23 protein-coding genes are annotated in these 27000 nt (G+C 48.3%); 8 read left to right on the forward strand and 15 right to left on the reverse strand.

Annotation, left to right across the window (positions count from 1 at the left end):
• Positions 1-33 precede the first annotated feature (33 nt).
• A complete protein-coding gene (locus A5320_RS02665; RefSeq protein ID WP_068060565.1) occupies positions 34-2181 on the reverse strand; it encodes a winged helix-turn-helix domain-containing protein in 2148 nt (715 codons plus the stop codon).
• A 149-nt stretch (positions 2182-2330) separates the two neighbouring features.
• Between A5320_RS02665 and A5320_RS02670 the strand changes: the two genes are divergently transcribed.
• Together A5320_RS02670 and A5320_RS02675 are read left to right on the forward strand one after the other, a co-directional pair.
• Positions 2331-4712, forward strand: a complete 2382-nt coding sequence (locus tag A5320_RS02670; protein ID WP_157605599.1) for a CocE/NonD family hydrolase — start codon at positions 2331-2333, stop codon at positions 4710-4712.
• A 150-nt stretch (positions 4713-4862) separates the two neighbouring features.
• Positions 4863-5768: an AEC family transporter gene (locus A5320_RS02675; RefSeq protein WP_068060568.1), complete on the forward strand. Its 906-nt coding sequence runs from the start codon at positions 4863-4865 to the stop codon at positions 5766-5768.
• A gap of 49 nt (positions 5769-5817) precedes the next feature.
• Here A5320_RS02675 and panP read toward each other — a convergent pair whose 3' ends face one another.
• From panP to mpl, 5 genes are all read right to left on the reverse strand, one after another.
• A complete protein-coding gene (panP, locus tag A5320_RS02680; protein WP_068060571.1) occupies positions 5818-7464 on the reverse strand; it encodes a pyridoxal-dependent aspartate 1-decarboxylase PanP in 1647 nt (548 codons plus the stop codon).
• Between the two features lie 190 nt (positions 7465-7654).
• The gene (locus A5320_RS02685) at positions 7655-8428 is read right to left on the reverse strand and encodes an ABC transporter permease (protein ID WP_068060574.1); all 774 of its coding nucleotides are present in this window, start codon (positions 8426-8428) and stop codon (positions 7655-7657) included.
• A complete protein-coding gene (locus A5320_RS02690; protein ID WP_197489956.1) occupies positions 8425-9366 on the reverse strand; it encodes an ABC transporter ATP-binding protein in 942 nt (313 codons plus the stop codon). The genes A5320_RS02685 and A5320_RS02690 overlap by 4 nt, the downstream gene beginning before the upstream one ends.
• 50 nt (positions 9367-9416) lie before the next feature.
• Positions 9417-10094 (reverse strand): flavin prenyltransferase UbiX, encoded by a 678-nt coding sequence (locus A5320_RS02695; RefSeq protein WP_068060577.1) that lies wholly within the window; start codon positions 10092-10094, stop codon positions 9417-9419.
• Positions 10094-11464, reverse strand: a complete 1371-nt coding sequence (gene mpl / locus A5320_RS02700) for a UDP-N-acetylmuramate:L-alanyl-gamma-D-glutamyl-meso-diaminopimelate ligase (protein ID WP_068060580.1) — start codon at positions 11462-11464, stop codon at positions 10094-10096. The genes A5320_RS02695 and mpl overlap by 1 nt, the downstream gene beginning before the upstream one ends.
• Positions 11465-11691: 227 nt before the next feature.
• Here mpl and A5320_RS02705 point away from each other — a divergent pair, with 227 nt between their 5' ends.
• The 3 genes from A5320_RS02705 to A5320_RS02715 all read left to right on the forward strand — a co-directional run bounded on the left by A5320_RS02705 (position 11692) and on the right by A5320_RS02715 (position 15531).
• Positions 11692-12663: a class 1 fructose-bisphosphatase gene (locus tag A5320_RS02705; RefSeq protein WP_068060583.1), complete on the forward strand. Its 972-nt coding sequence runs from the start codon at positions 11692-11694 to the stop codon at positions 12661-12663.
• Between the two features lie 113 nt (positions 12664-12776).
• Positions 12777-13307: an inorganic diphosphatase gene (ppa, locus tag A5320_RS02710; RefSeq protein WP_068060586.1), complete on the forward strand. Its 531-nt coding sequence runs from the start codon at positions 12777-12779 to the stop codon at positions 13305-13307.
• 604 nt (positions 13308-13911) lie between these two features.
• A complete protein-coding gene (locus A5320_RS02715; protein ID WP_068060590.1) occupies positions 13912-15531 on the forward strand; it encodes a methyl-accepting chemotaxis protein in 1620 nt (539 codons plus the stop codon).
• Between the two features lie 137 nt (positions 15532-15668).
• On the opposite strand, the gene A5320_RS02720 is transcribed toward A5320_RS02715, so the two are convergent.
• Entirely contained in the window at positions 15669-17891 is a 2223-nt protein-coding gene (locus tag A5320_RS02720) for a two-component system response regulator (protein ID WP_068060593.1), read from the reverse strand.
• Between the two features lie 321 nt (positions 17892-18212).
• Between A5320_RS02720 and A5320_RS02725 the strand changes: the two genes are divergently transcribed.
• Positions 18213-19139: a TIGR03899 family protein gene (locus A5320_RS02725; RefSeq protein WP_068060597.1), complete on the forward strand. Its 927-nt coding sequence runs from the start codon at positions 18213-18215 to the stop codon at positions 19137-19139.
• Here A5320_RS02725 and A5320_RS02730 read toward each other — a convergent pair.
• The 8 genes from A5320_RS02730 to dusA form a co-directional block, all read right to left on the reverse strand.
• Complete coding sequence (locus tag A5320_RS02730) at positions 19117-21384, reverse strand: response regulator (RefSeq protein WP_068060600.1); 2268 nt, start codon at positions 21382-21384, stop codon at positions 19117-19119. The genes A5320_RS02725 and A5320_RS02730 overlap by 23 nt on opposite strands.
• 117 nt (positions 21385-21501) lie before the next feature.
• The gene (locus A5320_RS02735) at positions 21502-22239 is read right to left on the reverse strand and encodes a TIGR04219 family outer membrane beta-barrel protein (protein ID WP_068060603.1); all 738 of its coding nucleotides are present in this window, start codon (positions 22237-22239) and stop codon (positions 21502-21504) included.
• A 3-nt stretch (positions 22240-22242) separates the two neighbouring features.
• A complete protein-coding gene (locus tag A5320_RS02740) occupies positions 22243-23220 on the reverse strand; it encodes a DUF2333 family protein (RefSeq protein WP_068060606.1) in 978 nt (325 codons plus the stop codon).
• A 12-nt stretch (positions 23221-23232) separates the two neighbouring features.
• The gene (locus tag A5320_RS02745; protein ID WP_068060609.1) at positions 23233-23658 is read right to left on the reverse strand and encodes a copper chaperone PCu(A)C; all 426 of its coding nucleotides are present in this window, start codon (positions 23656-23658) and stop codon (positions 23233-23235) included.
• A 56-nt stretch (positions 23659-23714) separates the two neighbouring features.
• Complete coding sequence (locus A5320_RS02750; RefSeq protein WP_068060612.1) at positions 23715-23921, reverse strand: PspC domain-containing protein; 207 nt, start codon at positions 23919-23921, stop codon at positions 23715-23717.
• 282 nt (positions 23922-24203) lie between these two features.
• Entirely contained in the window at positions 24204-24332 is a 129-nt protein-coding gene (locus tag A5320_RS22340; RefSeq protein ID WP_269454625.1) for a hypothetical protein, read from the reverse strand.
• Positions 24333-24335: 3 nt separating this feature from the next.
• On the reverse strand, positions 24336-24629 hold the full coding sequence (locus A5320_RS02755) for a hypothetical protein (protein ID WP_068060615.1): 294 nt from the start codon (positions 24627-24629) through the stop codon (positions 24336-24338).
• Between the two features lie 187 nt (positions 24630-24816).
• Entirely contained in the window at positions 24817-25779 is a 963-nt protein-coding gene (dusA, locus tag A5320_RS02760; protein ID WP_269454626.1) for a tRNA dihydrouridine(20/20a) synthase DusA, read from the reverse strand.
• Between the two features lie 129 nt (positions 25780-25908).
• Between dusA and A5320_RS02765 the strand changes: the two genes are divergently transcribed.
• Together A5320_RS02765 and A5320_RS02770 are read left to right on the forward strand one after the other, a co-directional pair.
• Positions 25909-26349 carry a transcriptional repressor gene (locus tag A5320_RS02765; RefSeq protein WP_068060618.1) on the forward strand — a complete coding sequence of 147 codons (441 nt, stop codon included), beginning with the start codon at positions 25909-25911 and terminating at the stop codon, positions 26347-26349.
• Between the two features lie 179 nt (positions 26350-26528).
• The gene (locus tag A5320_RS02770) at positions 26529-26999 is read left to right on the forward strand and encodes a chemotaxis protein CheX (RefSeq protein WP_068060621.1); all 471 of its coding nucleotides are present in this window, start codon (positions 26529-26531) and stop codon (positions 26997-26999) included.
• The last annotated feature ends 1 nt before the right edge of the window (position 27000 follow it).

Raw genomic sequence — 27000 nt, forward strand, 5'->3', positions numbered from 1 at the left:
TTTATCTGACTGCGTTTTTTTTACTTCAATCCATCACTGCGCCGGGCTTAACTGGAAAATATCCGCTTCCGGCGTCTTATCGACCGTAAAGTATAGGCCGTTACGACCAATACTAAACTGCGTATTTGCTGGCATTTCCGCAATGATCGTCGCTACGCCGGTAGCAATATCAGATTGCAGCAGTTGCGCCTTTGCGGCATCGGGCTTTTGTTGTAGAAAATACAACTTCCCTGCTGAAAAACTGAAATAAAACCGCCGGCTGCGATCGGTGATCCCCGGCAGTTGTATTGCCAGCGGCTGACCTGCCAGCATGAATTGAAGCTGCTGGTTCATTAGGAGCCCACGCTGCGTCAGTGCATCATACTGCGCATAGGCCCAATCACTAGGTTGTTGCAGCAATTGATCCGACCCCAGATCATAGTGAAACAGTTGCCACCGCTGTTGCTGTTGCAGACTAAACGCCAGCGTATGCTGGTTCACCCAGGACAAACCTCGGATTTCCTGCACCGGGATCGCTAACGTCTGGCTGTGACCGCTGGCGATATCCAGCAGCTGAATTTCATGACCAAATAACACCGCTAATTGCCGATCATCCGGCGACCATTGCAGGTCATAGATCCAATCGTTACGGTTAAATTCACTGAGTTTGCGGTTGTGGCCGTTGTCCAGTTGATGCAACCAAATCTCGCGACTACCACTGCGATCCGACACAAAAGCCAAAAATTGTTGTCGCTGCGATATTTTTGGCAACGAATCGCTGACCGAAGAAGCGATCAGTGTCGTCGCGAGGCCTCCCGACAGCGGCTGAACATGGATCTCGCGCCGCGCCTGCCAGCCAGAATACACATAACTTTGGCCATCCCCCGCTCGCCGAAGCTTGCCAATGCCATGTCCGGTGCTGAAAATCGTTGCCAGTTGTTGCCCATCCAGCCCAAATTGCAGCAGCTGATTAGATGGGCTGGCGTCGGTTTGTAGGATGGTCTCACCTTGCTGATCCCAGATTGGACAGCAGAACCAGTTGTTTTTACTGAATAAATGTTTGAGTTGATTGCTTGGTATATCAAGCAAATAGTATGAAAGCTGCTGGTGTTGATTCGGTGATGAAATCAGTAATTGGTTAAGCCTTGGGTGTAAATCAAACTCGACGTTGCCCGCCAGTACCAAGGGTGGCTGCGCCGGTTGACGGATGTCGCCGGTCGTCAGGTTTTTCAGATAAATGTGATAGGCAGTGCCGGTTCCCTGATTTTCGCTGTAAATCAGTGTGTTGCCATCATGACTAAATGCCACATTACCATGACTACCAACCGGGCACTGATGCACCACTTTGTGCTGCAGGATTTTTTTAGCCGCATCATATTGATCCGCAGTGTTGGTAGGCTTTTCTGCGATATTCGGTTGGAACTCAAGCAGTTTGATCTGGCAGCTGTTGGCATTTTGGTAAAAATAGGCAAATCGCAAACCGTCCCTAGACCAATCGCCATTGCCTGAATAGCCCGCTTCTTTGCTCAGCAGAGTAATTTCATTGCTGATCAGATCTTTGAGATACAACGCCAGGTTTGGCTGCTGATTTGCCGAATGCTCTGCTGAATACTCGGCCGAATAAATCAGCGAACGGCCATCCGGCGCCAAAGCGGGCAGCAGTTCTTCACCACTTTCACGGGTTAACGGTGTTAGTTTGAAACTGGTTGGCTGATTTTGGCTTGGCATTGCCTGCCAATAACTGAAGCCCAAACCGATGGCGAGCAGTAAAACCAACATCAGCCACCGGCCGATTGCTGGGGAATGGTTGAGCTTTGGCTGCGCCGCGATTTCAGCAGCCGCTAGATCAAGAGCGTTAGCAGTCACGGCCATCAGCGGCCGGTCAGCGATGGTCGCAAGTGCAACTGGCGCAATCAACCGATAACCTTTGCGCGGCAAGGTAATAATAAATTCGCTGTGTTTGGCCGGATCGCCCAACGACTTGCGTAATTTGGCAATGATTCGGTTAATCGCGTTGTCGGTGACTATCTGACCTTGCCAAACTTCGGCGATAAACTCATCCCGGCTGATTAACCGCCCCGGATGACGACAAAAATACGCCAGCACTTCAGCTTGTTTTGGCTCCAGCTGAATTTGCACGCCGTCCCGCCATAGCAAATGTTTATCATCACAAAATTGGATCTGCGCCAGTTGCCACAACATTGATTTACAGCCTCCCCGGCAAAATTTGCAAAATCATACCCTGTTTTGCCGCCAAGTCACTTTTGGTCACAAAAAATCACCGCTTGATCACGACCTTAGCCCCACAACCAGCCAGACTGGTGGCTTCAACAGTCACCAAGGAATTGAATGTGAACCCTTATCTACCCGAAAATATTATGTCGCGTGGGGCCTTTTATTGGGCAGTCGTGGTGCGGATATTTGCCGTGTTCGTTGGCTGTTTATTGCTGGCGCCCCTTGGCAGCGCCAATACGCCAATAACTCAATGGCAACCAAAACCACTACCAATGCTCGCCGCCAGCGGCTCCTTTACCGCAGAAGACCAACAATTGCTGCAAAGCTTGGTCGCCGATGCCACGCCGGCACAAAAAATACGTATATTGTTGTTATTAAATCAACCGCAAGCTGCCTTGGCAACGCTGCAACAATGGCGCGCCAGCCAACAACAGCTGCGAGCCAATGCCAGCCCGTTTGCAATGATGCCCTATGAATTATGGGCTCGGGCGCGCTTAACCCGAGACGCGCCCGAAAGTGTATTGCCGCAGGTATTTCAAAAGCTTATTGGCTCCTTGCCAGATCCACAAGCGCATTTGGCAACGGCATTTATCGCTCGTGATCCGGCGCAAAATTTAGACCCGTTAAAACAACTGCACCAGCAATTGCTTGAAGCCGCCAGCGAAAAAGCCGCTACCAGCGCAATAGATCTTAAAAACAAAGCCGATTTACAACGCCGCTATTTCAGTGCCTATGCCGACTATTATTTGCTGTCAAAAGTGCAGCAACAGGCGGCACCATTGGTAGACGCCGACCGAAACCGGCGTTATCACATTGATACCAAAGTGCTGATCACCACCAGCGAAGGTATTGAACTCTCCGCCATAGTGGTGCGTAGCAAAAGCCGTTCCGAGCCATTACCGGCCGTTTTAAGTGCGTCGATTTATGCCGATGAAGCCGCAAATCTGCAGCATGCGATCACTGCGGCTGCGCGCGGTTATGTTGGCGTGATGTCCGATTCACGCGGCAAAAGATTCAGCCGGGCGCGCATTACACCTTATGAAAACGAGACTAAAGACGTGACGGCAGTCATTGACTGGCTGAGCCGCCAGCCCTGGTGTGATGGCCGGGTGGCGATGTATGGCGGCAGTTACCTGGGTTATACGCAATGGGCGGCGGCGAAAAACCTGCCCAAAGCGCTCAAAACCATAGTGCCGGCAGCAGCGGCGATTCCGGGGCAAGGCCTGCCGATGGAGAATAATATTTTCCTCAATGCCAATTATGCCTGGCCATTTTTTGTCAGTAACGGCCGCTACGATGACAACCAGGCCTACCGCACGCACAACGACAATGAGGTTAATCAACGCTGGTACCAAAGTGGCCGTGCTTATCGCGACTTTGACCAAATTGCCGGTCAAGCGAATCCATGGCTGCAAAAGTGGCTGCAACATCCGGCTTTTGATTCCTACTGGCAAAGCATGGTGCCCACAGCCGCCGAATACAAAAACCTCCATATTCCGGTGCTCAGCCTGACCGGCTATTACGATGACGGGCAAATTTCCGCGCTGCAGTATGTCCGCGATCATCAGCGGTATAACCCGACAGCGGAACACTATTTAGTGATTGGGCCTTATGACCACTTCGGCGCGCAGCATGGCAGTAATGACGTTTTGCTACGGGAATATCCGCTGGATAAAGTCGCTCATCTTGATGTATTGGCGCTCACGTTCAGCTGGTTCGATTATGTGCTTAAAGGCCAGCCCAAACCGGCGCTGCTGAAAGACAAAGTCAATTATCAGTTGATGGACGACAACAGCTGGCAGCATGCGCCTTCGCTGGCCGCACTGGCGTCGGCCCCACAACGGTTTTATTTTGCCGCGAAAACCACACAAGGTGAGTACGGGCTCACAACTACAAAACCAACATACGACGAAGCGGCAAAAACAGCGGTAATTGCCACGCAACGGATTGATTTTAAAGATCGCAGCCAAAGTTATAACCAACACTATTACCCCTGGCCTTTGCTGCAACCGGCTTTTGTACCTGAAAATGGCCTACTGCTGCAAACCGAGCCCTTGTTAGAAGCGATGGAACTGGCCGGAACTTTTAGTGCCAGCTTACTGCTAAGGCTCAATAAAAAAGATGTCGATTTAGGCCTGACCTTGTTTGAAGTGACCCCTGAAGGGCGGTATTTCAACCTGAGTTATTTGTTGGGCCGCGCCAGTTTTGCCAAAGATCCAGGCCAACGCCAATTGCTGCAGCCGGGTAAACCACAGAGGGTGGTATTGCAGCGTAGCCGGATGATTGGCAAAAAAATTGCCAAGGGTAGCAGGTTGTTGTTACTGGCCAATGTCAATCTGAATGCCTTTGCCCAAATCAATTACGGCACTGGCGGCGATGTCAGTGCGGAATCGATTGCTGATGCTGGTGAGGCGCTGAAACTGGAGTGGTTGGCGGGCAGTTACATTGAGCTGCCGCTTCGGCCGCTGGCGCAAAGTGGCAGCGCCTTGCACCCATAAACCAACGCATAAACGAGCGACTGTAACCGGCAAAATCTGCTATTCAACCGAAGTCGCATAGCGGGTAAAGCTTTGACGCGTTATCATCGGCAGCACACCAAGTTCTGCACTGTAAAAGCAGTGCAGGCAACTTAGACGCGGAGCCCGCTGTTGGACAATTTTCTCCTGATTTTAATGTACCTTTGCATCGGCATGCTGGCGCGACGGATCCCGAAATTTACCGACGATACGCCGGTGGTGCTGAATGCTTTTGTGCTTTATATCGCCCTGCCGGCGCTTATTTTACAGAAAATTCCGGCGCTGACCTTTTCCACCGCCCTGCTTATCCCAGCTGTGGTGCCGTGGATATTGTTGTTGATTGTGGTGGCGACAGTGTTGTTGTTAAGCCGGATTTTTGGCTGGAGCCGCGAGATCACAGCGGCCTTGCTCATTGTGCTGCCGCTTGGCAATACCTCGTTTTTGGGTTTCCCGATGATCGAAGCGTTTTTTGGCGGTGATCATCTGCCATATGCGCTGATTTATGACCAGGTGGGTTCATTTGTAGCGCTGGCAACTTATTCCACTATTCTGGCGGCGGCCTACAGCCCGAGTGCTGAAAAAGCTACGCTCAAGTCGATGAGCCTGAAAATTGTCACTTTCCCGCCCTTTCTGGCGTTAATGCTGGCGCTGTTACTGCGAAACTTTAGCTACCCACCCTTGTTTCAGGCACTGATTGATAATCTGGCAGCTACTTTGGTACCGCTGATTATGGTGGCGGTTGGCTTTACCTTGCGCTTTTCGTTGGGTGGCGAGCGGTTATCACCACTGCTTAGCGGCATTACCATTAAGCTGGTGCTGATGCCGTTATTGGTTTACGCCGGCTGTTATGCACTTGGGTTGGAAGGTAAAGCGGTGACAGTTTCGGTATTTGAAGCAGCGATGCCACCAATGATTTCTGCAGGCGCTATCGCCATCATGGCTGGGCTGGCGCCACGGATGGTGGCGAATTTGGTGGGTTTTGGTTTGTTAGTGAGTTTTATCACCTTACCGTTGTGGTATTGGTTGTTACAGATCTGATATTTAGTGCCCAGGATCAGTCAGATCAACTGATCCCGGGCAACTCGCTTTAGTCCCGACTCATCGCCAGCAGCTTCGGCAAAAACTCTTTATCCATCGCCGCCAGTTCAATTTGCTCAGCTAACACTTCATGCAAAATAGCGTCTGTCGTCAATGGGTTGGCTAACACCACCCGAAACACCACCGTATCTTGCCGCTGGTACGTGGCTGGTTTTAACCGGGTCCGTGACACAAAAGATTTACCTTCTTCGCGCTGGCGTTTTTGGATAAATTTGGTCAGGCCGCTAATCAGCTCGTTAAATTTCTGCACCCGCACCCACTCACCTTCGCTCATCGCTTTATGCATCGCTTGCTGCACTGCTGCTGGCACATAACGATAAGTCAGTAAACAAAGCTCCGGCGCAGTGACCAGTTCAAAATCGGCATGAAGCTCAATCAGTCCGGCAAAATAACGGGCTTTTTCTAAACTACGGTTAATCAGAATTTCATAACCTTCGCGGCCAATCACCTGCAAACAGGCATGTACCAGCATCGCCATACCCGGGCGTGAGCCCTCAAGCGTCTGACTGCCTAAATCTTTGGAGCCTTTACGCAGGATATATTCGGCGTGATGTTCAATGGCATGGGCAGCGGACGGATGTTTAAATACCACCATCCCAGCGCCCATCGGCACATACATTTGTTTATGCGCATCAATCGTCACCGAATCGGCACGTTCAATGCCTTTGAGTAAATAACGATATTTATCAGAGAGTAAAGTCGCACCGCCCCAGGCAGCATCAACATGGAAATGACATTTAAGCTCGGCGGCTAAATCTGCAAGTTCATCTAAGGGGTCAACATTACCGGTTTCGGTCGTTCCCGCAACCCCAACAATCGCCACTACGCGGATCGATCGCGCTGCTAAATCGGCAGCCACCCGGCGCATTTCGACGCTATCGACTTTATTGTTGGCATCGGTTTTCACCGGGATCAATAAATCACGGCCAATCCCCAGAATATCAGCCGCTTTACGCAGCGAATAATGACCACGCTCGGACACCAGAATGGCTAAATCCTGATAACCATAATGACGCATGGCGCGGAATAGACCTTCTTTGGCTACGCCTTTAAAATCGCCGTCCGGCCGCAATAAGCGGTTACGGGCAATCCATAGCGCCGTCATATTGGCGACGGTACCGCCAGAACAAAATGCGCCTAATGAATGATTGGCGCTATGTAGCCATTTTTTATAAAAGCCTTCGGTTTCACCATACACCAAGTGGTGCATCATGCCGAGCACCTGACGTTCTAACGGGGTAAAGGCTTTGGAAGTTTCGATTTTCACCAAATTCTGGTTCAGCCCGACCATCATTTTTGACAGCGGTAACACAAAATAAGGTAAAGCTGACGTCATATGACCGATAAAACTAGGCGCCGCCGTGTGAACCGAATGCGCGACCAGTTTTTGCATCATATTTTCAGCATAGTCGGAAACAAATTTTGGCTGTGCCGGAATTTGATAAGCCTGAAAATCACGCTCGATTTGCCACAGCGGTTTTTCCACCGCGACAATACTTTCGCGCAGAAAACCCGCCAGGTTTTGCGAGATATTCTGCTCGATAATACTGAGCGTGGAGTCTGGCGCTTCCGGCACCGTGAAAATGCGCCACAGCGCTTCTTCGGAGGCCTCAGCCTGGCGTTTAGGTTCGGTCATAGTTTCTCACCGGGTTACTTCAGGCCGTCCACAGGTCCAAACCTGTAACGCCGAAAAACAGTAAGTCAAAAGGAGGTCACTGTACTTTATGGGTTGTAAAAAGTCTTCAAAAAACTGTCATCACTCTGCAAACTGGTCGGAACAGCACCGGTTTGCAGACGAGGTCAAAGTTTCGAATTTACAGAAGCTATTAGCTGCGAAGGCCAATCCCTTTATTAATCAGATGCATAGCTATAGCAAACAGCACAGTGATTAAGCTTAGCATCACCGCAAAAGCCACATAGATGTTCACATCCGACACGCCGAGAAAGCCATAACGGAAGGCATTGACCATATAGACAATTGGATTCGCCGCTGCCACATGTTGCCAAAAGCCAGGCAATAAAGTCAGCGAATAAAACACCCCGCCCAAATACGTCAACGGCGTCAGCACGAAGGTCGGCACTATGCTGATATCGTCAAAGGTTTTCGCATACACGGCGTTAATCAGGCCGCCTAACGAAAACAGCGCTGATGTGAGGACCACAGTGGCGATAATAACGAACAAATGATGGATCCGAATATCGACAAAAAACAAACTGAGCAAAGTCACAATCAAGCCAACTAACACACCACGTGCCACGCCACCGCCAACAAAACCCAGCACAATTACATAGTTCGGCACCGGTGCCACCAACAGTTCTTCGACGTTACGCTGAAACTTAGCGCTGAAAAAACTGGAGGCCACATTGGCGTAGGAGTTGGTGATCACTGACATCATAATCAGCCCGGGCACAATAAATTCCATATAGGTGAAGCCACCCATATCGCCGATGCGTGAACCAATTAAAGTACCAAAAATCAGGAAATACAAAGTCATGGTGATGGCAGGTGGCACTAACGTCTGCACCCAGATCCGCATAAAACGGTTGGTTTCTTTATTGATAATGCTTTGAAAAGCAATCCAGTTGCGCGCCTGACTCATGCTTTTACTCCCTGAGTTTTTTCTGACTGGCCATTTTCGACAAGACTGACAAACAACTCTTCCAGCCGGTTGGCTTTATTACGCATCGACAGCACCTGAACCCCCTGAGCGGTCAATGCCGCAAACACCGAGTTCACGCCCTGCCCTTTGGCGACATCAATTTCCACCGTATGCTCGTCAACTTGCCGTATGGTGAAACCGTCCAGCGCCTCGACTTTGGCGGCAGTTGCTAAATCCAGCACAAAGGTTTCTTTGGTCAGTTTGCTCAAAAGAGCCTTCATGCTGGTGTTCTCAACAATCTGGCCTTTATTGATAATGGCAATATTGCGGCAGAGGTTTTCCGCCTCTTCCAGATAATGGGTGGTGAGGATAATGGTCACGCCTTGCTGGTTGATTTCTTTCAGGAATTCCCACATCGAACGGCGCAGTTCAATATCAACACCAGCGGTTGGCTCGTCGAGGATCAACAGTTTCGGCTCATGCATTAAGGCGCGGGCAATCATCAACCGCCGTTTCATGCCGCCGGATAACTCGCGCGAACGCGCATGGCGCTTTTCCCACAGCCCAAGCTGGCCTAAGTATTTCTCTGCCCGCACCATGGCAATGGCTTTTGGCACACCATAATAACCAGCCTGATTCACCACAATTTGCAGCACAGTTTCAAACTGGTTGAAGTTAAATTCCTGCGGCACCAGACCAAGCTGACTTTTGGCGTCTTCCAGCGACGTATCAATATCATAATCAAACACTTTCACCGTACCGGAGCTTTTATTCACCAGCGAGCTGATGATACCGATACAGGTACTTTTACCGGCGCCATTGGGGCCAAGCAAAGCGAAAAAGTCACCTTGTTGCACCTGTAAATCGATACTGGACAGTGCCATGGTACCGCTTTTATAGGTTTTTTTAAGCTGTTGAATATTCAGAGCGAGCGTCAAATTATTCCCCTTCATACCCTTGCGAGTGGTCAATGCGACCGCAGTCAACACTAGTTTGCTGCTGTGGTGGGCGCCGGTGCATAACCCCAGCGCGGCATGATGTTTTGCGGTAAATTCAAATGGTCCAGAATTCGCGCCACCATAAAATCAATTAGATCTTCAATACTTTTCGGCTGATGATAAAAACCAGGCGCCGCTGGCATAATAGTCACGCCCAGTTTGGCGAGCTTCAGTAAGTTTTCCAGATGCAACGCACTGAGCGGCGTTTCACGCGGTACTAAAATCAGCTGACCTTGTTCTTTAATCACCACATCAGCGGCCCGCTCAATCAGATTGTCACTCATGCCATAAGCAATAGCGGCAACAGTGCCAGTTGAACAAGGACACACCACCATGGTTTTTGGCGCGGCCGAGCCGGAAGCAACCGGCGAAAACCAATCATCTTTACCGTACACAGCCAGGAGATCGGGGCTGCACTGCAACATTTCAACCAGCTGCTGCTGACAACTTTGTGGATTGCCGTTGAATTTTAAATTGTGTTCGGTGGCAAACACCACCCGCGCAGCACTTGAAATCAATAAATGAACTTTGACGTTTTGCGTCAATAGACATTGCAACAGCCGCCAGCCGTATAAGGCACCGGAGGCGCCGGTAAAGGCCAGGGTGATTTCACGCTCTGGCGCAGGAGTTAAAGTGCCGGGCAAGTTGCTGGTTGAAGATGATGTCATCAGTGTTCCCATTTTTTCTTTAAGGCATCGAGTAATTTGTCATGAATGCCGCCAAAACCACCGTTGCTCATAATGACAATCGAATCGCCCTGGACGGCAGCATCTGTAATCAACGTGACCAAATCTGCGATATCGCTGCTGACCTGTGCTTTGTTGCCACAAGCCAAAGCCACATCGGCCAGAGACCAGCCGGAATTCTGCGGTTCAAATAAAAACACCTGATCGGCGGTTTTGAGCGAAGCAGGCAAAGCTTGTTTATGCACGCCCAGGCGCATGGTATTGGAGCGCGGTTCTAGTACGGCAAGAATACGTTTTTCGCCCACTTTGTTACGAAGGCCATTCAGCGTGGTATCGATAGCCGTTGGGTGATGCGCGAAATCGTCATACACCGCGATATCAGCAACAGTGCCTTTAAGCTCCATCCGCCGTTTTGGCGCAATAAATTTGTTCAGCGCTTCGATAGCAACGGCAATCGGAACACCGGCATGACGGGCAGCCGCCAGCGCCATCAGGCCATTATCGACACTATGTTGCCCGGTTAAATCCCAGTGCACTTCGCCAAGAACTTCACAACCTGTTTCCCCCTGCAGACTCACACGAAAGGCACTGCCATCTTTACTTAACAATTCAGTTTTCCAATCCGAACCATAACGCTGCTGCTCACTCCAGCAGCCCATCGTTAAAGTATCATCCACCGCTGCCACATTGGCTGGCGAAAGCACTAAACCATTGCCCGGCACCATCCGCAGTAAATGGTGGAACTGGCGTTGAATGGCAGCTAAATCCGGGAAAATATCCGCATGGTCGTATTCAAGATTGTTGATAATTAAAGTACGTGGCCGGTAATGCACAAATTTACTGCGTTTATCAAAAAACGCAGTGTCGTATTCGTCCGCTTCAATCACAAAAAATGGCGCATCGCCTAAGCGGGCTGACACATCAAAATTCTGCGGAATACCGCCGATTAAAAAACCTGGTTTCAGACCAGCATATTCCAAAATCCACGCCAGCATCGAAGTGGTGGTGGTTTTACCGTGGGTGCCCGACACCGCCAACACCCAACGGCTTTGCAGCACATGTTCGGCCAGCCACTGCGGGCCTGAGGTATAGGGCAGATTGGTGTTTAATACATATTCAACGGCCGGATTACCGCGAGACATGGCGTTGCCAATAATCACCAGATCCGGGGCGGGCGCAAACTGACTGGCGTCATACCCTTGGGTTAATTCGATGCCAAGCTCTTCTAACTGGGTACTCATCGGTGGATACACATTGGCGTCAGAGCCGGTCACTTTATGGCCCATCGCCTTGGCAATCGCAGCAATACCGCCCATAAAAGTGCCACAAATGCCCAAAATATGAATATGCATAACCTTCCTTATCATTCCGTTTTAACCACGGCGGCGCCAGAAAATGGCCGCAAAGATGGCGCATTGTAACAAAAGCGCTTTGGAACAAAAGCAAATAAAACCGGCTGAAAAACTGCAATTTTTCGTTATATTCTTTACACTACTCGCCGGTGTCTGTCGCATCCATAAAATTCAGAAGTTAACGACGAACACCTGCCCTACAAAGCTACATCAACAAGGACTACAACATGCGCCGACTGGCTCCCGTATTACGGCAGGACGGAGTTGATACCGACCTGATTTCCCTGATCAAAACGATTCTGGCCGCTTGTAAGGAAATCTCCTTTCGCGTCGGTCAGGGTGAATTAGCCGGCGTTTTGGGCTCGACACTGGATGAAAACATTCAGGGCGAAACCCAGAAAAAACTCGATGTGCTGGCCAATGAGCTGCTCAAAGACATGATTTTAGAAACCGGCGTCGTCAAAGCGATTTCGTCTGAAGAAGAAGACTACACCGTTGCCGGCAACCCGGAAGGCAAGTTTTTGGTGACCTTCGATCCGCTCGATGGCTCGTCCAACACTGATATCAATAGCCTCATCGGCACCATTTTTTCTATTCTGCCTGCCCGCGCTGATGTTGATGCTGCGGACCAAGCGCAATTTCTACAGCCAGGCACTGCGCAAATTGCCGCCGGTTATGTGCTGTACGGCCCTTCGACGATGCTGGCCCTGACCACAGGTCAAGGCACCAAACTGTATACGCTTGATAAAACCTACGGCGGATTTTTGCTGACGCAAGAAGAAGTTGCCGTGCCGGGTGTGACCGCAGAATTTGCGATTAATATGTCGAATCAACGTCACTGGCAGCCGGCAATGCAATCTTATGTTGCCGATTTACTGCTTGGTAAACCTGGCCCACGTGGCAAAAACTTCAATATGCGCTGGATTGCGGCCATGGTCGGCGATGTGCACCGGGTATTATGCCGTGGTGGTATTTTTATGTACCCAAGCGACACCAAAGATCCAAACAAACCGAACAAATTACGCCTGATGTACGAAGCCAATCCAATGAGCTTTTTAGTAGAACAGGCCGGTGGTCTCAGCAGCACTGGCTATCAGCGGATTATGGAAATAGAGCCGACCGATATCCACCAGCGGGTGGCAGTGATCCTCGGCTCCAAACATGAAGTGGAAACTTGCCTGAAATATCATCAGTCGTAGAAGAGTTACCAGCTAATTAGAGCAATGAAACCGGCCAAAACCGTAGCCATTTAAACTGCCGTCGTTATAATAGGCGGCATTCAACACACCATTATCGATCTGAAGGAACTATCATGAGTCTGAGTCTGGTACCAGCAGGTAAAAACCTGCCTGACGAAATTAACGTCATCATCGAAATCCCGGCCAATGCCGATCCAATCAAATATGAAGTAGACAAAGATAGCGGTACCGTGTGGGTTGACCGTTTTATGTCAACGCCAATGTTCTATCCGTGCAACTATGGTTTTGTAAACCATACGCTGAGCCTGGATGGAGATCCGGTCGACGTGTTAGTACCAACGCCATATCCGTTAGTACCAGGTGCGGTAATTCGTTGCCGTCCGGTTGCAGTGCTGAAAATGGCTGACGAAGCCGGTGAAGATGCCAAAGTTCTGGCCGTACCAATCAGCAAACTGACCAAAATCTACGACCACATTCAAGACATCAATGACGTGCCGGAACTGTTAAAACAGCAAATCCAGCATTTCTTTGAACGTTACAAAGAATTAGAGCCAGGTAAGTGGGTGAAAGTGATTGGCTGGGGCGACAAAGCTGATGCCAAAGCGGAAATCAGCACTTCTTATGACCGCGCCAATAAAAAATAATCCAGCTTCTTAAGCTTTGTAAATAGCCCGCGACTCTGCGGGCTTTTTTATGCCTGCGATGAATGGTCTGCCGCAATTAACTGATTGAGATTGAGTTTTCTGCGGTGAAGTGCAACTGGTCATTTCCATCCGTCACTAACATCAGGTGTTTGCATCGTCCCCAGCCGTTATCCTGTAACAGAAACAAACATCAGAAAATCGTTATAGGACCTTCTTTATATTAGATTTTTTTTACCGTTCACCGCTTTAGTTGCAGCATTGTGGGCATTTGCTGACTATACTGAACTTCGATTTCAAAAAATCAGTTACATACCCAAAATCATTGGAGATTCGGGTAGGCGACGAGAAAGCGAAGCCTCAGGAACATAGCTGTCTATGTGACTGGGGTGAGAGAGCGAAGGCAACAACCCCGATTCTTCGAGGATGACGGGTATATACCCAAAATCATTGGAGATTCGGGTAGGCGACGAGAAAGCGAAGCCCCAGTCACATAGCTGTCTATGTGACTGGGGTGAGAGAGCGAAGGCAACAACCCCGAATCTTCGAGGATGACGGGTATAAACAAATCATTCCGAATTTGTTCAAATTACAGGGGTACGCGTGTATGGAATTTTTGCAACGCCTTTCGATTGCGAAAAAAGTTTATTTAATCCCCTTCATCGGTACGATCAGCTTTATTGTCTACCTGGTGTTGGCAACAGTAACAGCCCTCAACAACGTCAAAACTCTTGAAAGTACAAGAGATATTCAATTCCCAGTGTTACAGGCAGCCGAAAGTGGCTTGGTCGCTTTAGAGCGGGTGAAAGAATCCCTCGCCAGCGCTGTGACCACGGGCGATGAAGAAGCGTTAAAAATTTCTGATGGTTTCTCCCAACAGCTGAAAAAACAACTGAACCAGGTTAGCCAGTTGGATGCCGCACTGCGCGAGGAAATCAGCCCGATCCTGTCGTCTTTTGATGATTATTATTCAGTTGCATTTAAAGTCTCTGAAGAAATGGTCAGCAATACCGCCGACATGGCGACCATTGGCGAACGTTCTCAAAAAATGAATGCAGACTATGACAACACGGTCAAAAAGTTATCGCAATTCCGTGACGTACAGTTGAAGCATTTCACCGCATCTATCGACGACGCCAATCAACAAGCCAGCACCTTAATTACTGTGGGTATTGTGATGGGCGTGTTTACCACTTTTGTGTTGTTCATTACCGCAGTGCTGGTGGTTGGTGGTATCAAATCCAGCTTGCTAAGCATCATTAACTCTCTCAAAGACCTGGCAAAAGAAGATGGCGATCTGACCGTCCGTATTCAAACCAAATCCAAAGATGAACTTGGTGATTTGGCGTTCTGGTTTAACTCTTTTATGGAAAAACTGCAGGGTGTGGTGAAAGAAATCGTCAATACCGCGCTGCCGCTGTCGTCTTTGGCCAAAGATTTACATCAGCTCACCGATGACACCAACAAAACCATCGCCGTACAACGGCAGGCCGCTGACAAAGCCAAATTTGCTGTCGATGATATGAGTAGCAGTGTGATCGCTGAAGCCAGCAGTGCCAATGAAGCTTCATCGGCTGCCAATGATTCCAACAATGCCGCCGATCGTGGCCAGCAAACGGTTGGTGTGACGGTGAATAATATTCGCCAGCTTGCCGCCAACGTACAGGAAGCGTCGGATGTGATCCTGAAGCTGGAAACCGATGCCAACCAGGTTGGTGCGGTACTGGATGTGATTAAAGGTATTGCCGAACAGACTAACTTATTGGCACTAAACGCAGCGATAGAAGCTGCCCGTGCTGGTGAACAAGGCCGTGGTTTTGCGGTAGTGGCCGATGAAGTGCGGACGTTGGCGTCACGCACCCAGAAATCAACCGAAGAAATTCAGAAAACCATCGAGCAACTGCAATCCGCCGCTCGCTCCGCAGTGCAAAAGATGCAACAAAGTACGGTGCAGGCTGAGCAAAGCGTAAATTCAGCCAATCAGGCCGGTGAATCACTACAAGTGATCACCACCAGTATTCGGCGTATTCGTGAGATGAATCAACACATTGCGTCGGCGACCGAAGAGCAGCAAGTCATGGCGAATACCATCGTCAATCACGTGGTGGATATCGTGAAACATACTGAACACAGCTCGCAAAGCGCCGGCAATATTGCTAAAGCTTCGCGGGAACTGGCGAACTTGGCCCAAAATCTGGAAAATATCGCCCGTTTGTTCCGGGTGTAACCTCAGGCAGAGTGCAGGCTAATGCCTGCACTTTTAACTGAGTTCGAAGTTGATACCAGTATGAGCAACAGTACATATTGAACACATCAAAAAGCCGCGAAATTCGCGGCTTTTTGATGTTCGTTTGACAGCTAAGATTAGGTTTTATTTGCTCTTAAGAACTCCAGCAATGCCGCAGTAGGCATTGGCTTGGCATATAAGAAGCCTTGCACTTCTTCACAACCCATCGCTCTGACGACTTCAGCCTGTTCCGCTGTTTCAATGCCCTCAGCGATAGTTGCCAATCCAAGCTTTTTGCCCAGATTGATAATCGTCTCAGCAATCACAGTCCCATTTGGTTCACCAAGGTCCCGGATAAAAGCACGATCCACCTTGATACGATCAAGCGGCAATTGTTGCAGGTAACTTAAGCTGGAAAAACCAATGCCAAAGTCGTCTATGGCGACTTTAATGCCATAACCTTTTAGTCGGTTTAACGCATCAATCACCATTTTCGGCTCGTCCATCACCACAGATTCGGTGATTTCAAGTTCCAACAATTCCGGCGCTACCCCAAAACGTTCAATACAATCAATCACTGACTGTACAAACAACGGATTTCTAAATTGTGGCATCGACACATTCACCGCAATGCGCAAATTCATCAGGCCATGCGACTGCAGCAATTTAATCTGCTGACAGGCCTGTTGAATCACCCAGGCACCTATTTCGACAATCAGCCCGGAATATTCGGCAAGCGGAATAAACACCGCCGGTGAAATAAAACCGCCTTGCTCGGTTGGCCAACGCAATAACGCTTCCATCCCAATGACTTTATTGGTATCCAAAGCGATTTGCGGTTGATACCACAGCTGCAATTTATCCTGACTGAAATCCTGGCGCAGCGTGCGTAACAAGGCTAAGCGCCCCGCCATCTGCTCTTCCATTTCGGAACTGTAAAACTCGTAGTTTTGCGACAGGTTTTTCTTGGCGCGGTTTAGCGCAATATACACCTGTTTCAAAATGCCAAGGCCTTGTTTAGCGGTATCGACTAACCGACAAAAACCAAAGGTGGCGTTGATCTGCAGTGCATGTTCAGACGCCTGAAACGGTTGCACAAATACCGCACTTAACGAGGACGGTGTTAACAAACTTTCCGGCCCAATCAAGCCAAACACATCTGCGCCAATTCGGGCTATTTGTGCAACATCGCCAAATTGCTCAACCAACCGCCGGGTCACGGCAATCAGCAATTCATTGCCAACTTCCTGTCCCAGACCATCGTTTACATCGGAGAAGTGATCGATATCGATGAGCACAGCAACCGTATTGCCCGGATCAAGCCGACGGGTTTCCTGCAGTAACTGCGTGAATTCGTTACGATTTGGTGTTTTGGTTAATGGGTCAATATAAGCAGCGTGTTTTAACTGCTGGAATAGCGTGACATTTTCATAACCGATTGAAATATTACTTAAAAACACTTCAATCAGTTGACGGTCAAAATCTTCAATCGGCCTGTTGGTTTCAATGTAAACCGCTGCGCTGTGCTCAGCATTACCAAGATACAACACCGTATCAAAACCAGTAAAAATATGCCGGCGTTGCTGCAGGCATTGCAAAATTTGTTGGATAATGCGTGGGTTATTCAGACGCTCTAATTTGCACTTAATAAAGGGCGCGTAATGCCCGGCAGCGCCAAGCACATAAACATTGTCACTTGCGGATCCGTCATCTTCAATTTGCGCGCACAATACACCTTCAGCATGTAGGCCAATCAGCGACGAAATCTGAGTGACTACACCTTCCGAAAATTCATGCAGTGAGTGTTGCTCAAGTAAATTTGCACCGGCGTTAATGATTTTCTGTAAACCCAACCGGTTTTGATTGATGGTGCGAATTTGCTGATAAGAACGAATCGACGAAATGATGGATGTTACTAATTTACTGCGGGTTAACTCGGTTTTAGTCTTGTAGTCGTTGATGTCGTATTCTTTGATGACACTTTCTTCCGGGGCGTACCCTGGCTGACCGGTCCGCAACACAATCCGGACTTCGTCCATCCCGAGTTGTTCGCGGATTTGTTGCACAACCAGCAACCCAGCGTCGTCAGATTCCATCACGACATCAAGCAAAATAACCGCGATATTTTGATTTTTCTTCAAAAAATCAATAGCGTCTTTTCCGGAATAACAATGATGAAAAACAAGTTTCCGCCCAAGAACCAATAAGTCGCTTAACGCCAGACGAGTGACGGTATGGATTTCTTCATCATCGTCTACAATCAGCAAGTGCCATTCGCCGGTCACTTGCAGTACTTGAGGCTCCGGCGCATCGTCTTCTGCGAGGAACAGAAACTCTTCATCTGTTACTTTTGACACCATGTTACGACCTTATCCATTGAGTCCTGCTGATTGGCGCAATACCGAATCGGGTGAATGACTGGATCCCTCCTGTGGCGGCGCCACACTTATCCCTATCTATCGCCACATCAGCTTGTTGCCTGACTTATTACACTATACGCTTAACTAAAAAATGCAATCATTTTGTCGAAACTCAGGCCGGAAGCAGTCGGCGAAAATCATCGGTCAATTGATCTTTAATCGCCGTTCCTAAGTGCACAAAATAACTGTTTGCTGCAGTTTTGCTGACGAGCGCCGATATCTGCGATAAGCTTGAATTTACCGATTACAGGGCACAACTATATGAGCAAAGTTCAGACTTTGTCCGGACAACAACGCTTGCGCCAGTTAGCAAAACGGCAACTGGGCAGCGATTTGGCATCAAACAAGGTGCAAACGACCACAGTAGCGCCACAGGCAGTGGATGCCGTGGCCAATGGCAGCTTCAACGATAAGCATCAAATGCTGAGTTCCCGCGCCGGCATTCCGCTTTCCGATCCAATGTACACAGAGCTCACGCTTGCGGATCGCTCCGCCAGGCGTTTGCAAATGCGTTTAGAACAACAACAGCAGAATCTGGAACTTGTGATCACGCTCGCGTTAAATTACTGCACAGAGCAAATCACCTCACAGGATGTGGATCCGGATTGGTTCCAGTTTTATTGTGAATTGGTGCAAAACATCTCAACCCATAGCATGCAGAAGTTATGGGCAAAAATACTGGCCGGTGAAATAAGTAACCCCGGAAGCTTTTCGCTAAAAACCTTACATCTGTTAAAACAGATGAGTTACAAAGATGCAGTATCGCTGCAGCTGGCATCTTCACTCAGTTGTCGTATCCGTAGTCAGGAACCAGCGCATATTTACTTTGGTTATGTGCAGCAGGGATCAGTCTGGCGTTGGCTGGCAGGGAAAAGCCGCGGTATGCTGAATTTGAGTCAGTTTGGTTTAAGTTATCCGCAAATTCTCAATCTGATTGATTTGGGATTGATCCATCAGGCGGAAATTGAAAGTGGTGAGCTGAATAAAAACCAGTTGCTGCAATGGTATTACCATCAGCAAATGTTACAGGGTTCCACCAAACGACAGGGGGTCATTTTGCAGTATTATAAATTTACCAGTATCGGCGCTGAACTATTGCCCCTGTTAAGTGGCCAGGCCAACCCAGCTTATTGGCAAGCTTTGCAGACCTTATTGTCAGATGTCATCAGCTTTGATCCAACGCCTTAATCCGCCCGAGAATATGGGCAATTTTCTGTGTATCCAACGCCTTAATCCGCCCGAGAATATGGGCAATTTTCTGTGTATCCAACGGCTTAATAAGCACATCATCCATACCTGCGAGGCGGAAACTGGCAATTTCGTCCGGTAGTGCATGTGCAGTAAAAGCTAAAATGACGGTTTGCTGGTGATGACGTAATTGCCTGATTTGTTTGGTCACTTCGGTGCCAGGTAAATCCGGCAGCTGAATATCCATCAGGATCAGTTGGTAACGATGATGGGTAGCCATTTTAATCGCTTCATCACCCGTCATCGCAATATCAATGCTCAACCCTTCTAAGGCCAGCACGGCCCGCACATAACTCAAATTTGTCAGATTGTCGTCGACCACCAGCAGCTGCTGCAGTGCCAGAGCTTGCGGCTGCGGTGTCGACAATTGAGCTATTAACAACGGCATGGCGCTGATCGGACAGGACAGCAGCGCCTGCCAGCGGACAACAGCGGCTGGATTTGCAAATGCCTGAACCTGAAAACGTTGTTGCAGCGCATTTAGCTCCGCAATGGGGATACATAACTGCGCGGGTTGGTCCGGCAATACCAGCACCAATAAATCAACCAGCCGTCGTTGTAGCGTTTCGTTCAATTGAGCGTAAGTTTGACAACAATGTACCTGTTCACCGAGGGCGGCCAAACCCTGTTTCGCCAATGGCAAGCGGCATTCTTTTTCATCCACCAGCAAAATCGACTGGAACCGCTTCGTCGTATTGGTTTTTTGCCATGACACCGGCATTGATATTTCAAGCTGTGTACCAACATCATCAATCGAAGCAATATGTAGCTGAGCTTGCAGCTGCTGTAAAATACAACGGCTAACTTCGGCTTCCAGATCATCCGGCAGCATTTTGTCAACACCTGTGGCCAACACCTGACGCCAACGTGCCGGAAAGCTACGACCTACAAATTTAATGTTCACTTTCAACATTTTATGCGGCAGTTCAATGAGCCGGTAACTGACAATAATTTCCGGCTCCGTCGCCAACCTTCGACACATAGTTGCAAGTAATCCTAGAAGATGCGCCAACAACTTCGGGTCAAGATTTACTTTAAAAGCATAAGCTTGTGGGTCTTCTTCGAATAAAAACTGATAACGGGAGTCGGAGTCCTGCAGGTAATCGGTATAACAGAGCAACATCCAGTCGGGTAAAAATAACGCATCCGGTTGCAGCATAAAATCGGTATCGTTAAGTCTGGTATACAACGCCAACAACTGCAGCTGCCGAATTAACAATGCGGGGGCCTGTCGTTCAGCATTTGCGGCTAATTGCTGCCAATAATCCAGTTGCTGCGACGACACCTGGAGCTGTGATAAGGCCTGCTGTTGTTTGGCAGAAAGTTGTGACGTTGTTTGCTGACTCAACAGCAACTGACTTTCAAGTTGGTTCAGCTTTGTCTGAAATTGCTGCGACAAGACCTCTGTCTGTTGCCGGAATTGCTGCTTTTTTTCCTGCCATGCTGCTTGTAATGGTTTAAAGCTGGGATCGGTGTCTGCACTACCGGCACTTGCCTCATTGTCTGCACTGAGTTGCCGGGAAAACTGTTCAAGTTGCGCCCGCTGACGAGCAGTCAACTGCCTGATACTTAGCCAGACCAGCCAGACTGCAAGAGCCAGCAACAGGTACAATGGCGACAATACTGTCAGTGCAGGCGTTGGCGCATCATCTAACAATACCAGCAAATAACCAAGTTGCCGCGACGATACCGCAGGTGCCGGAACCAGATGACGCTCAGGTAATAGGCTATTGGGCTCAGTGTGCTCTGCGGGAACAGAATTAAGCGCTGACTGCGCGGTCAAAGCACGATCCGCCCAGATGGGGGTAGATATTAATTGCGCACCGGCATCACTGAAAGCGGCTTGTTCTGAGTCTAACGACTGTGCTGCTTGTTCCAACCAGCGCTCTGCTTTACTGGTGCTGGCAAACATCCGCTGAGACTGATCAAACACCGCCATCGCCCGAATAGGCAGCGCACTATGTTGTTGCAGCGCATGCAGGGTAATTTCCAGCGCTGCGGGCTGCTTTTGTTGCAATGGCTGAATCGACAATAACGATGCGCTATTGTTTAGCAACTGAATTTGCAACATTGTCTGCTGCTGTTGCCATTGCTGTAACAGCCAGCCACTGCCAAGAATTGCTGCGGCTATTGCGGCGATAAGCAGCTGCAGCGGCCAAAAAGTGCGCGAAAAAAGTTGCTTCATGCTGTAAAAAACCAGTCCTGTCTGATGCAACACTATAATAGTGCGGTGAAGGTTCCACAAGAAAAGGCTGGCCTGACGCCATCCCCTGCGTTGTGGTTACCCCGTTTGAGAGTATCTTTAGAAATCAGCTTCCAGTGCCAGAAAGGGCCCTTTCATCTGCATATCAACATCGAGTTGATCTTTGTTGGTTAACATTACTGATTGTTGCTGCCAGCCAAATTTTACTGCGAGGGTCACTGCAGTCAGATCAAGCATCTGATACGACATCCCGATTTTAGTTTGCGCCCATTGTTGATCACGATAATCAGTGTACTGGCCTTGCCAAAAAAGTGCGGTGTCGGTGCCCCAGATGTTCACTGTCAGGTGACTATACAGCAGCGGTAGAAAACCCGATGCCGTTCGTCTTTTGCGGATGGGGTCTGTCACTGCTAACTCAGCATCATACTGCATAGCGCTCACCCCTAAATCTAACGCAAGCAGACTGGTATCCAGAACTTCGTAATAAAAGCTAAGGTCGGTCGATTGCAGATCCAATGCATTCTGAATGTTGCTTTGACTGGCAAAATGCTGTGCATCAAGTTGTAAATTACCGGGCAACCGGGTCGCGCCAGACCAAAAAGCGGTTTGTCGGCGCAAGGCTATATTTGGCAATAAGGGTAACGGATGTTCAAAAGCCACTAACCAACTTTGCCAATGATCATCAGAAAACTGTAATGGCTGCCCCTGTGAATGATCACCGCCTTGTCCACTCAGGCTCAGTCTGGCATAGTCGCCGCTCAGGGTTAACCCTAACAGATCAGCCTGAGTATGAAGACTGCACAACAGTGCGCTCAAAGTTAAAACAACTGCTTTCATTTTTTATCCTTGCGCTAACAGTTCCGTCAAATCAATTAAAGCGGCATTCGCCCTGGAAATATAATTCGCCATCACCAGCGAATGGTTGGCCAGCAATCCAAAACCGCTGCCGTTAAGCACCATGGGGCTCCAGACCGATTGTTGGGTTGATTCCAGTTCGCGAATAATTTGCTGCACGCTGACCCCGGCATTTTTGCGTTGTAGTACATCGGCAAAATCCACCTCAATCGCCTTTAAAAAATGCAATAAAGCCCAGCAAGCGCCCCGCGCTTCATAAAATTCGTCATCAATCCGCCACCAATTGGTTTTGATTAATTGCTCGCCCGGCGTCAACGTAGATTGCCGCGCCTGCGCATCGCCAGCAAGATCTGTATTTAAGCGGTCCTGGCCGACACTGGCACTCAGGCGCTGACTGTAGCTGCCAAGTCTTTTTTCGATCGCTTTTAATAAATCGCGTAAATTGTCTGCCCGGGCGTAAAATTGATGATCGCGGTTGTTCGGATCCATTAACGCTTGCCGATAGGAACGCAGCAACCGCAGTGCCTCTTCATATTCAGCTTCGGCGGCAGGTACTGCCCAGCTCGTGTGATTAATATTCAATTTAGGCTGAGATAGTTTTAAAAAGGTGTTTTCCACCGACTGTGATTGTGAGCGACTTAAGTCGGTGCGCATCGACAATGCCAGATCTCGTACCATTTCCAGCACACCAAGCTCCCAGGAAGGCATGTTATCGAGCATGCTAAACGGCGGCGTAATATCGTTTGATAAGTAACCACCAGATTTATGGAGCAAGATTTCAGTGACATGAATTAAGGTGTTGGTGGTCGTAAAACCAACCACGGGTTTGGCTGGTTGAGCTGCAGTGTTCGCAAGTGCGACCACATCAAAAGTGTCAGGTTCCTGGCTTAACCACACTGCGATTGCCCAACCAATCAGGATCACGAACAGCAACGAACTGCCAATGAGTTTAATTTTTTGCATTTGCAACTCCGTTTACTGTTTAGGGATTTTTGTGACCACGGCTGCTACCGATATTTTCTGGCCATTTTCAAACACCAGTTCAATCGGCACTCGCTGATCCAGTTGTAGCGGCTGTTTCGGGGTAAACAACATCAGGTGTAAACCACCCGGTTGCAGATGCACAGTTTGATTTGGTGCAACCACAATGCCATCAACATGCTCCATTCGCATCATCCCATCAACATAACTATGCTGATGCAACTCAACTTTTTCAAACCAAGGGCTTGATGCCGCCACCAGATTTGCTGCCTGCGAGCTGGTATTGATAATGGAGAAATAACCTGCGCTGACAGTGCGTTCTGGCAGTGGTTGGCGTACTGTGGCATTGATGATCTCAATGTCTGTAGCCATCGACTGGAAGCTGGCAACAAAGGCAGTAATAAATATGAATCGGCGCATGCATAACTCCATTTCGTGATGCTTGCGCCATCTTACACCAAAGCCAACCATGAATGTCAGGGTTGGTAACGATCCGGCAACAAAAATGCGGCGGCCAGATAGGCGACGATTGCAGCAACAGGGAAAACGAACAATAAAGCAATCGCCAGTAGACGCATGATCCAGATCGGTTGTTGATAACAAGCTGCCAGACCTGCACACACGCCATAGATTTTCCGGTGGGCTTTGTTGCAGAACCAGCTTTGTTCAGAAGAGTTATTCATAAATCACCTCAGACAATTACATCAACTAAATGTTGAATTCATAGAAACAGTATCAAAAGGTGTGCCATGGCGAACTGATATATAACAGCATGTTTTAAATGATTTTTTTTGCGGCGGAATAAGTTTTTTGATTAAAAGTTTTCAAATTCACCACAGAATCAGCAATTTGACTAAAAAGTAGTGAAGGATTTATTAACGTGGTTTAGCTCAGAAATATGCCAAACAGCCAGCTGGAAAACATCAACAGTGGCAGCATAACAGCTTAAAAGAAAAAACCCGGTACTACACAGTCCGGGTTTGAGGAGGAATATCTGAAGGTGGCAGCAACCAGAGCCAGAACAACCAGATGCTAAACACACTCAATACAGGTAACAAAAACAAGCCGAGTAATAAAGCCGGAGTAATTAACATCCTCTACTCCATCATCGATTCTGGCTGCTCAACTTCTTTCGGCTGTGACTTGGATTTAACTGCAACAACTTGATTAATCTGAGTTGTTTCAACATTTGCCAGTGCTACAACTTCATTGAACGAAGCCTGCAGTGAAGCAGCAATTTGTTGCTGAATGACAGTACTCACTTCAGAAGCTTGCACTGCAAGAACTTGTGCTACTTGCTCAGTCAACTCTTGGGTTGGTTGAGCAGCGACCGCGGCAGCCGAACTAAACATTAAACCGGTAACGAAGATAACTGAAGTTAAAGTTTTCATGGTAATTTCCTTTTTAGGCAATTGAATTAACGAACGACAATCTATTACTTCAATTGCTGTGCCAACCAAGAAAACTACTATAACTAGCTGTTTTTATTAAATTTAATTAAATTTAGAACAATTCGCAGTTACACACCAAAAATCATAAAAACCACTTTTTAGCAAAAAAAACCATTTTTTAGTCAGGTCAAATTTCTGGCACTTTCGACAAAGCCGCCAGCATCACTTCAGGTCCGCTGCTTGGCAGATGCCCCACTTCACTCAGATGACGACGCCACTGCCTGGCACCGGTCACGCCCTGGAAAATACCCAGCATATGACGGGCGATATGCCAGAATCTGGCACCTTCTGTCATTTGTTGTTCAATATAAGGCAGCATCTCCCGCACTACCTGATGAGGTGTTAGCAAAGCCCGTGAGTCGCCATAAATCGCAGCATCAATCTGATTTAAAAACAATGGATTAGTGTAAGCTTCCCGCCCAACCATGACTCCGTCAACGTGCTGTAAATGTGCAATACATTCCGCAACTGTTTTCACACCACCGTTGACTGACAACTGTAAATGTGGAAAATCACGCTTTAACTGATAAACGCGTGGGTAATCCAAAGGCGGGACTTCCCTGTTTTCTTTTGGGCTTAAACCACTAAGCCAGGCTTTGCGGGCGTGTACAATAAACTGATCACAACCAGCTTCGGCGATGGTGCCGACAAAATCGACCAGAAACTGGTAACTATCCTGATCATCAATACCAATCCGGCTTTTCACAGTAATAGGAATATCAACGACTTGCCGCATTTGTGCAACGCAGGTTGCCACCAACTCCGGTTTGGCCATCAAGCAGGCGCCGAACATGCCGTTTTGTACCCGATCAGACGGGCAACCGACATTAATATTGATTGCATCATAGCCACGTTGCTGACACATCAAGGCACTTTTAACCATCGCTTCTGGATCTGAACCACCAAGCTGCACCACCACCGGATGCTCTTCGTCGTTAAACGCCAGATAGTCGCCCTGGCCAAATATCAGCGCGCCGGTCGTGACCATTTCAGTGTATAGCACCGCATGGCGGGTCAGTTTGCGATGGAAATAACGACAATGTTTGTCCGTCCAGTCCAGCATCGGGGCAATCGAAAATTTATGGTCCACAGGTCCTCCGTCAATTAGGCTGGCATTTTAACCGGATCCTGACAACTTTTCTGCGATTTTGGCTGATTTATGCCGGGCTTTTGTATGTTACACTCCATAAGATCCTGACAAGAAAGGTACAACGGCGTTATGTCTATCGAATCTCTGGTACTGCGGGCGCGGCATATTTGTGAACACAATGGTGCTCGGTTTACTTCGATCCGCGAAAAAGTATTCCGGCTGTTAGCCAGTACCCAGTCTGGTGTTGGCGCTTATGAACTGTTAGAACAGCTGAAGAGTACTGAGCCGGCAGCAAAACCAGCAACTATCTACCGCGCTCTGGATTTCCTGACAGAACAAGGATTTATTCACAAAATTGAATCTAGCAATGCATTTTTGCTTTGCCATCATTTTGAGCATCATCATCCGGCGCAACTGCTGATTTGTCAGGGCTGTGGTCATGTTGAAGAATTACATTCAAAAGTACTGCAGCAAGAATTTGAAAGTCTGGCCACTGCCAAAGGTTTTGTGATTAAACAACAGACCATTGAAGCACGTGGACTTTGCCAACATTGCGTGACATCAAAATAATCGGCCGACCAACGCCATGGATTTGGACTGACAGACTACACCATCTTCAAAAAAGTATTGATTTGGTGTGGAAACTATCTCAAAAACAAAGAGGTAGACTTGTTTATTCTATAAAATCTGCCTAACCTTAGGGACATGGTCAGCAACTTCAACGCTATTTTATTCGATGGGTCTATTAAATGAATGTTGAGTACGTAAATCCATTTCTATCATCTTTGGTAAATGTGTTAAGTACCATGGCCAATACGCAAATTGTGCCTGGGCAGCCAAGGATCAAAAAGGATGAAGTAGCGCGTGGCGACGTGTCAGGATTGATCGGGATGATTGGCCCCCAGACCAAAGGATCGTTTTCAGTTACTTTTGAAGAATCATTGGCTCTTGAGATTATGTTCCGGATGTTGGGTGAACGTCCTAAGTCTATTAATGAAGAAGTGACTGATATGGTTGGCGAAATTACCAACATGGTCACCGGCGGCGCCAAAAGGATCCTTGGTGAAAAAGGTTATGAGTTTAGTATGGCAACACCTGTCGTTGTATCAGGTAAAGCTCATACCATTACGCACAAATGCGATGGTCCAAAAATTTTGATGCCGTTTGATTCTGATTTTGGCAAAGTGCATATCGAAGTCAGTTTTGACAATCAGAAATAAA

The organism is Rheinheimera sp. SA_1 (assembly GCF_001669775.1).
GTDB lineage: Bacteria > Pseudomonadota > Gammaproteobacteria > Enterobacterales > Alteromonadaceae > Pararheinheimera.

Excerpts from the sequence above, each read along its gene's own strand:
- A5320_RS02665 (WP_068060565.1), bottom strand. The coding sequence starts at position 2,181 with ATGTTGTGGCAACTGGCGCAGATCCAATTTTGTGATGATAAACATTTG.
- panP (WP_068060571.1), bottom strand. The coding sequence starts at position 7,464 with ATGACCGAACCTAAACGCCAGGCTGAGGCCTCCGAAGAAGCGCTGTGG.
- A5320_RS02685 (WP_068060574.1), bottom strand. The coding sequence starts at position 8,428 with ATGAGTCAGGCGCGCAACTGGATTGCTTTTCAAAGCATTATCAATAAA.
- A5320_RS02695 (WP_068060577.1), bottom strand. The coding sequence starts at position 10,094 with ATGACATCATCTTCAACCAGCAACTTGCCCGGCACTTTAACTCCTGCG.
- mpl (WP_068060580.1), bottom strand. The coding sequence starts at position 11,464 with ATGCATATTCATATTTTGGGCATTTGTGGCACTTTTATGGGCGGTATT.
- A5320_RS02705 (WP_068060583.1), top strand. The coding sequence starts at position 11,692 with ATGCGCCGACTGGCTCCCGTATTACGGCAGGACGGAGTTGATACCGAC.
- ppa (WP_068060586.1), top strand. The coding sequence starts at position 12,777 with ATGAGTCTGAGTCTGGTACCAGCAGGTAAAAACCTGCCTGACGAAATT.
- A5320_RS02715 (WP_068060590.1), top strand. The coding sequence starts at position 13,912 with ATGGAATTTTTGCAACGCCTTTCGATTGCGAAAAAAGTTTATTTAATC.
- A5320_RS02720 (WP_068060593.1), bottom strand. The coding sequence starts at position 17,891 with ATGGTGTCAAAAGTAACAGATGAAGAGTTTCTGTTCCTCGCAGAAGAC.
- A5320_RS02725 (WP_068060597.1), top strand. The coding sequence starts at position 18,213 with ATGAGCAAAGTTCAGACTTTGTCCGGACAACAACGCTTGCGCCAGTTA.
- A5320_RS02730 (WP_068060600.1), bottom strand. The coding sequence starts at position 21,384 with ATGAAGCAACTTTTTTCGCGCACTTTTTGGCCGCTGCAGCTGCTTATC.
- A5320_RS02735 (WP_068060603.1), bottom strand. The coding sequence starts at position 22,239 with ATGAAAGCAGTTGTTTTAACTTTGAGCGCACTGTTGTGCAGTCTTCAT.
- A5320_RS02740 (WP_068060606.1), bottom strand. The coding sequence starts at position 23,220 with ATGCAAAAAATTAAACTCATTGGCAGTTCGTTGCTGTTCGTGATCCTG.
- A5320_RS02745 (WP_068060609.1), bottom strand. The coding sequence starts at position 23,658 with ATGCGCCGATTCATATTTATTACTGCCTTTGTTGCCAGCTTCCAGTCG.
- A5320_RS02750 (WP_068060612.1), bottom strand. The coding sequence starts at position 23,921 with ATGAATAACTCTTCTGAACAAAGCTGGTTCTGCAACAAAGCCCACCGG.
- A5320_RS22340 (WP_269454625.1), bottom strand. The coding sequence starts at position 24,332 with ATGTTAATTACTCCGGCTTTATTACTCGGCTTGTTTTTGTTACCTGTA.
- A5320_RS02755 (WP_068060615.1), bottom strand. The coding sequence starts at position 24,629 with ATGAAAACTTTAACTTCAGTTATCTTCGTTACCGGTTTAATGTTTAGT.
- A5320_RS02765 (WP_068060618.1), top strand. The coding sequence starts at position 25,909 with ATGTCTATCGAATCTCTGGTACTGCGGGCGCGGCATATTTGTGAACAC.
- A5320_RS02770 (WP_068060621.1), top strand. The coding sequence starts at position 26,529 with ATGAATGTTGAGTACGTAAATCCATTTCTATCATCTTTGGTAAATGTG.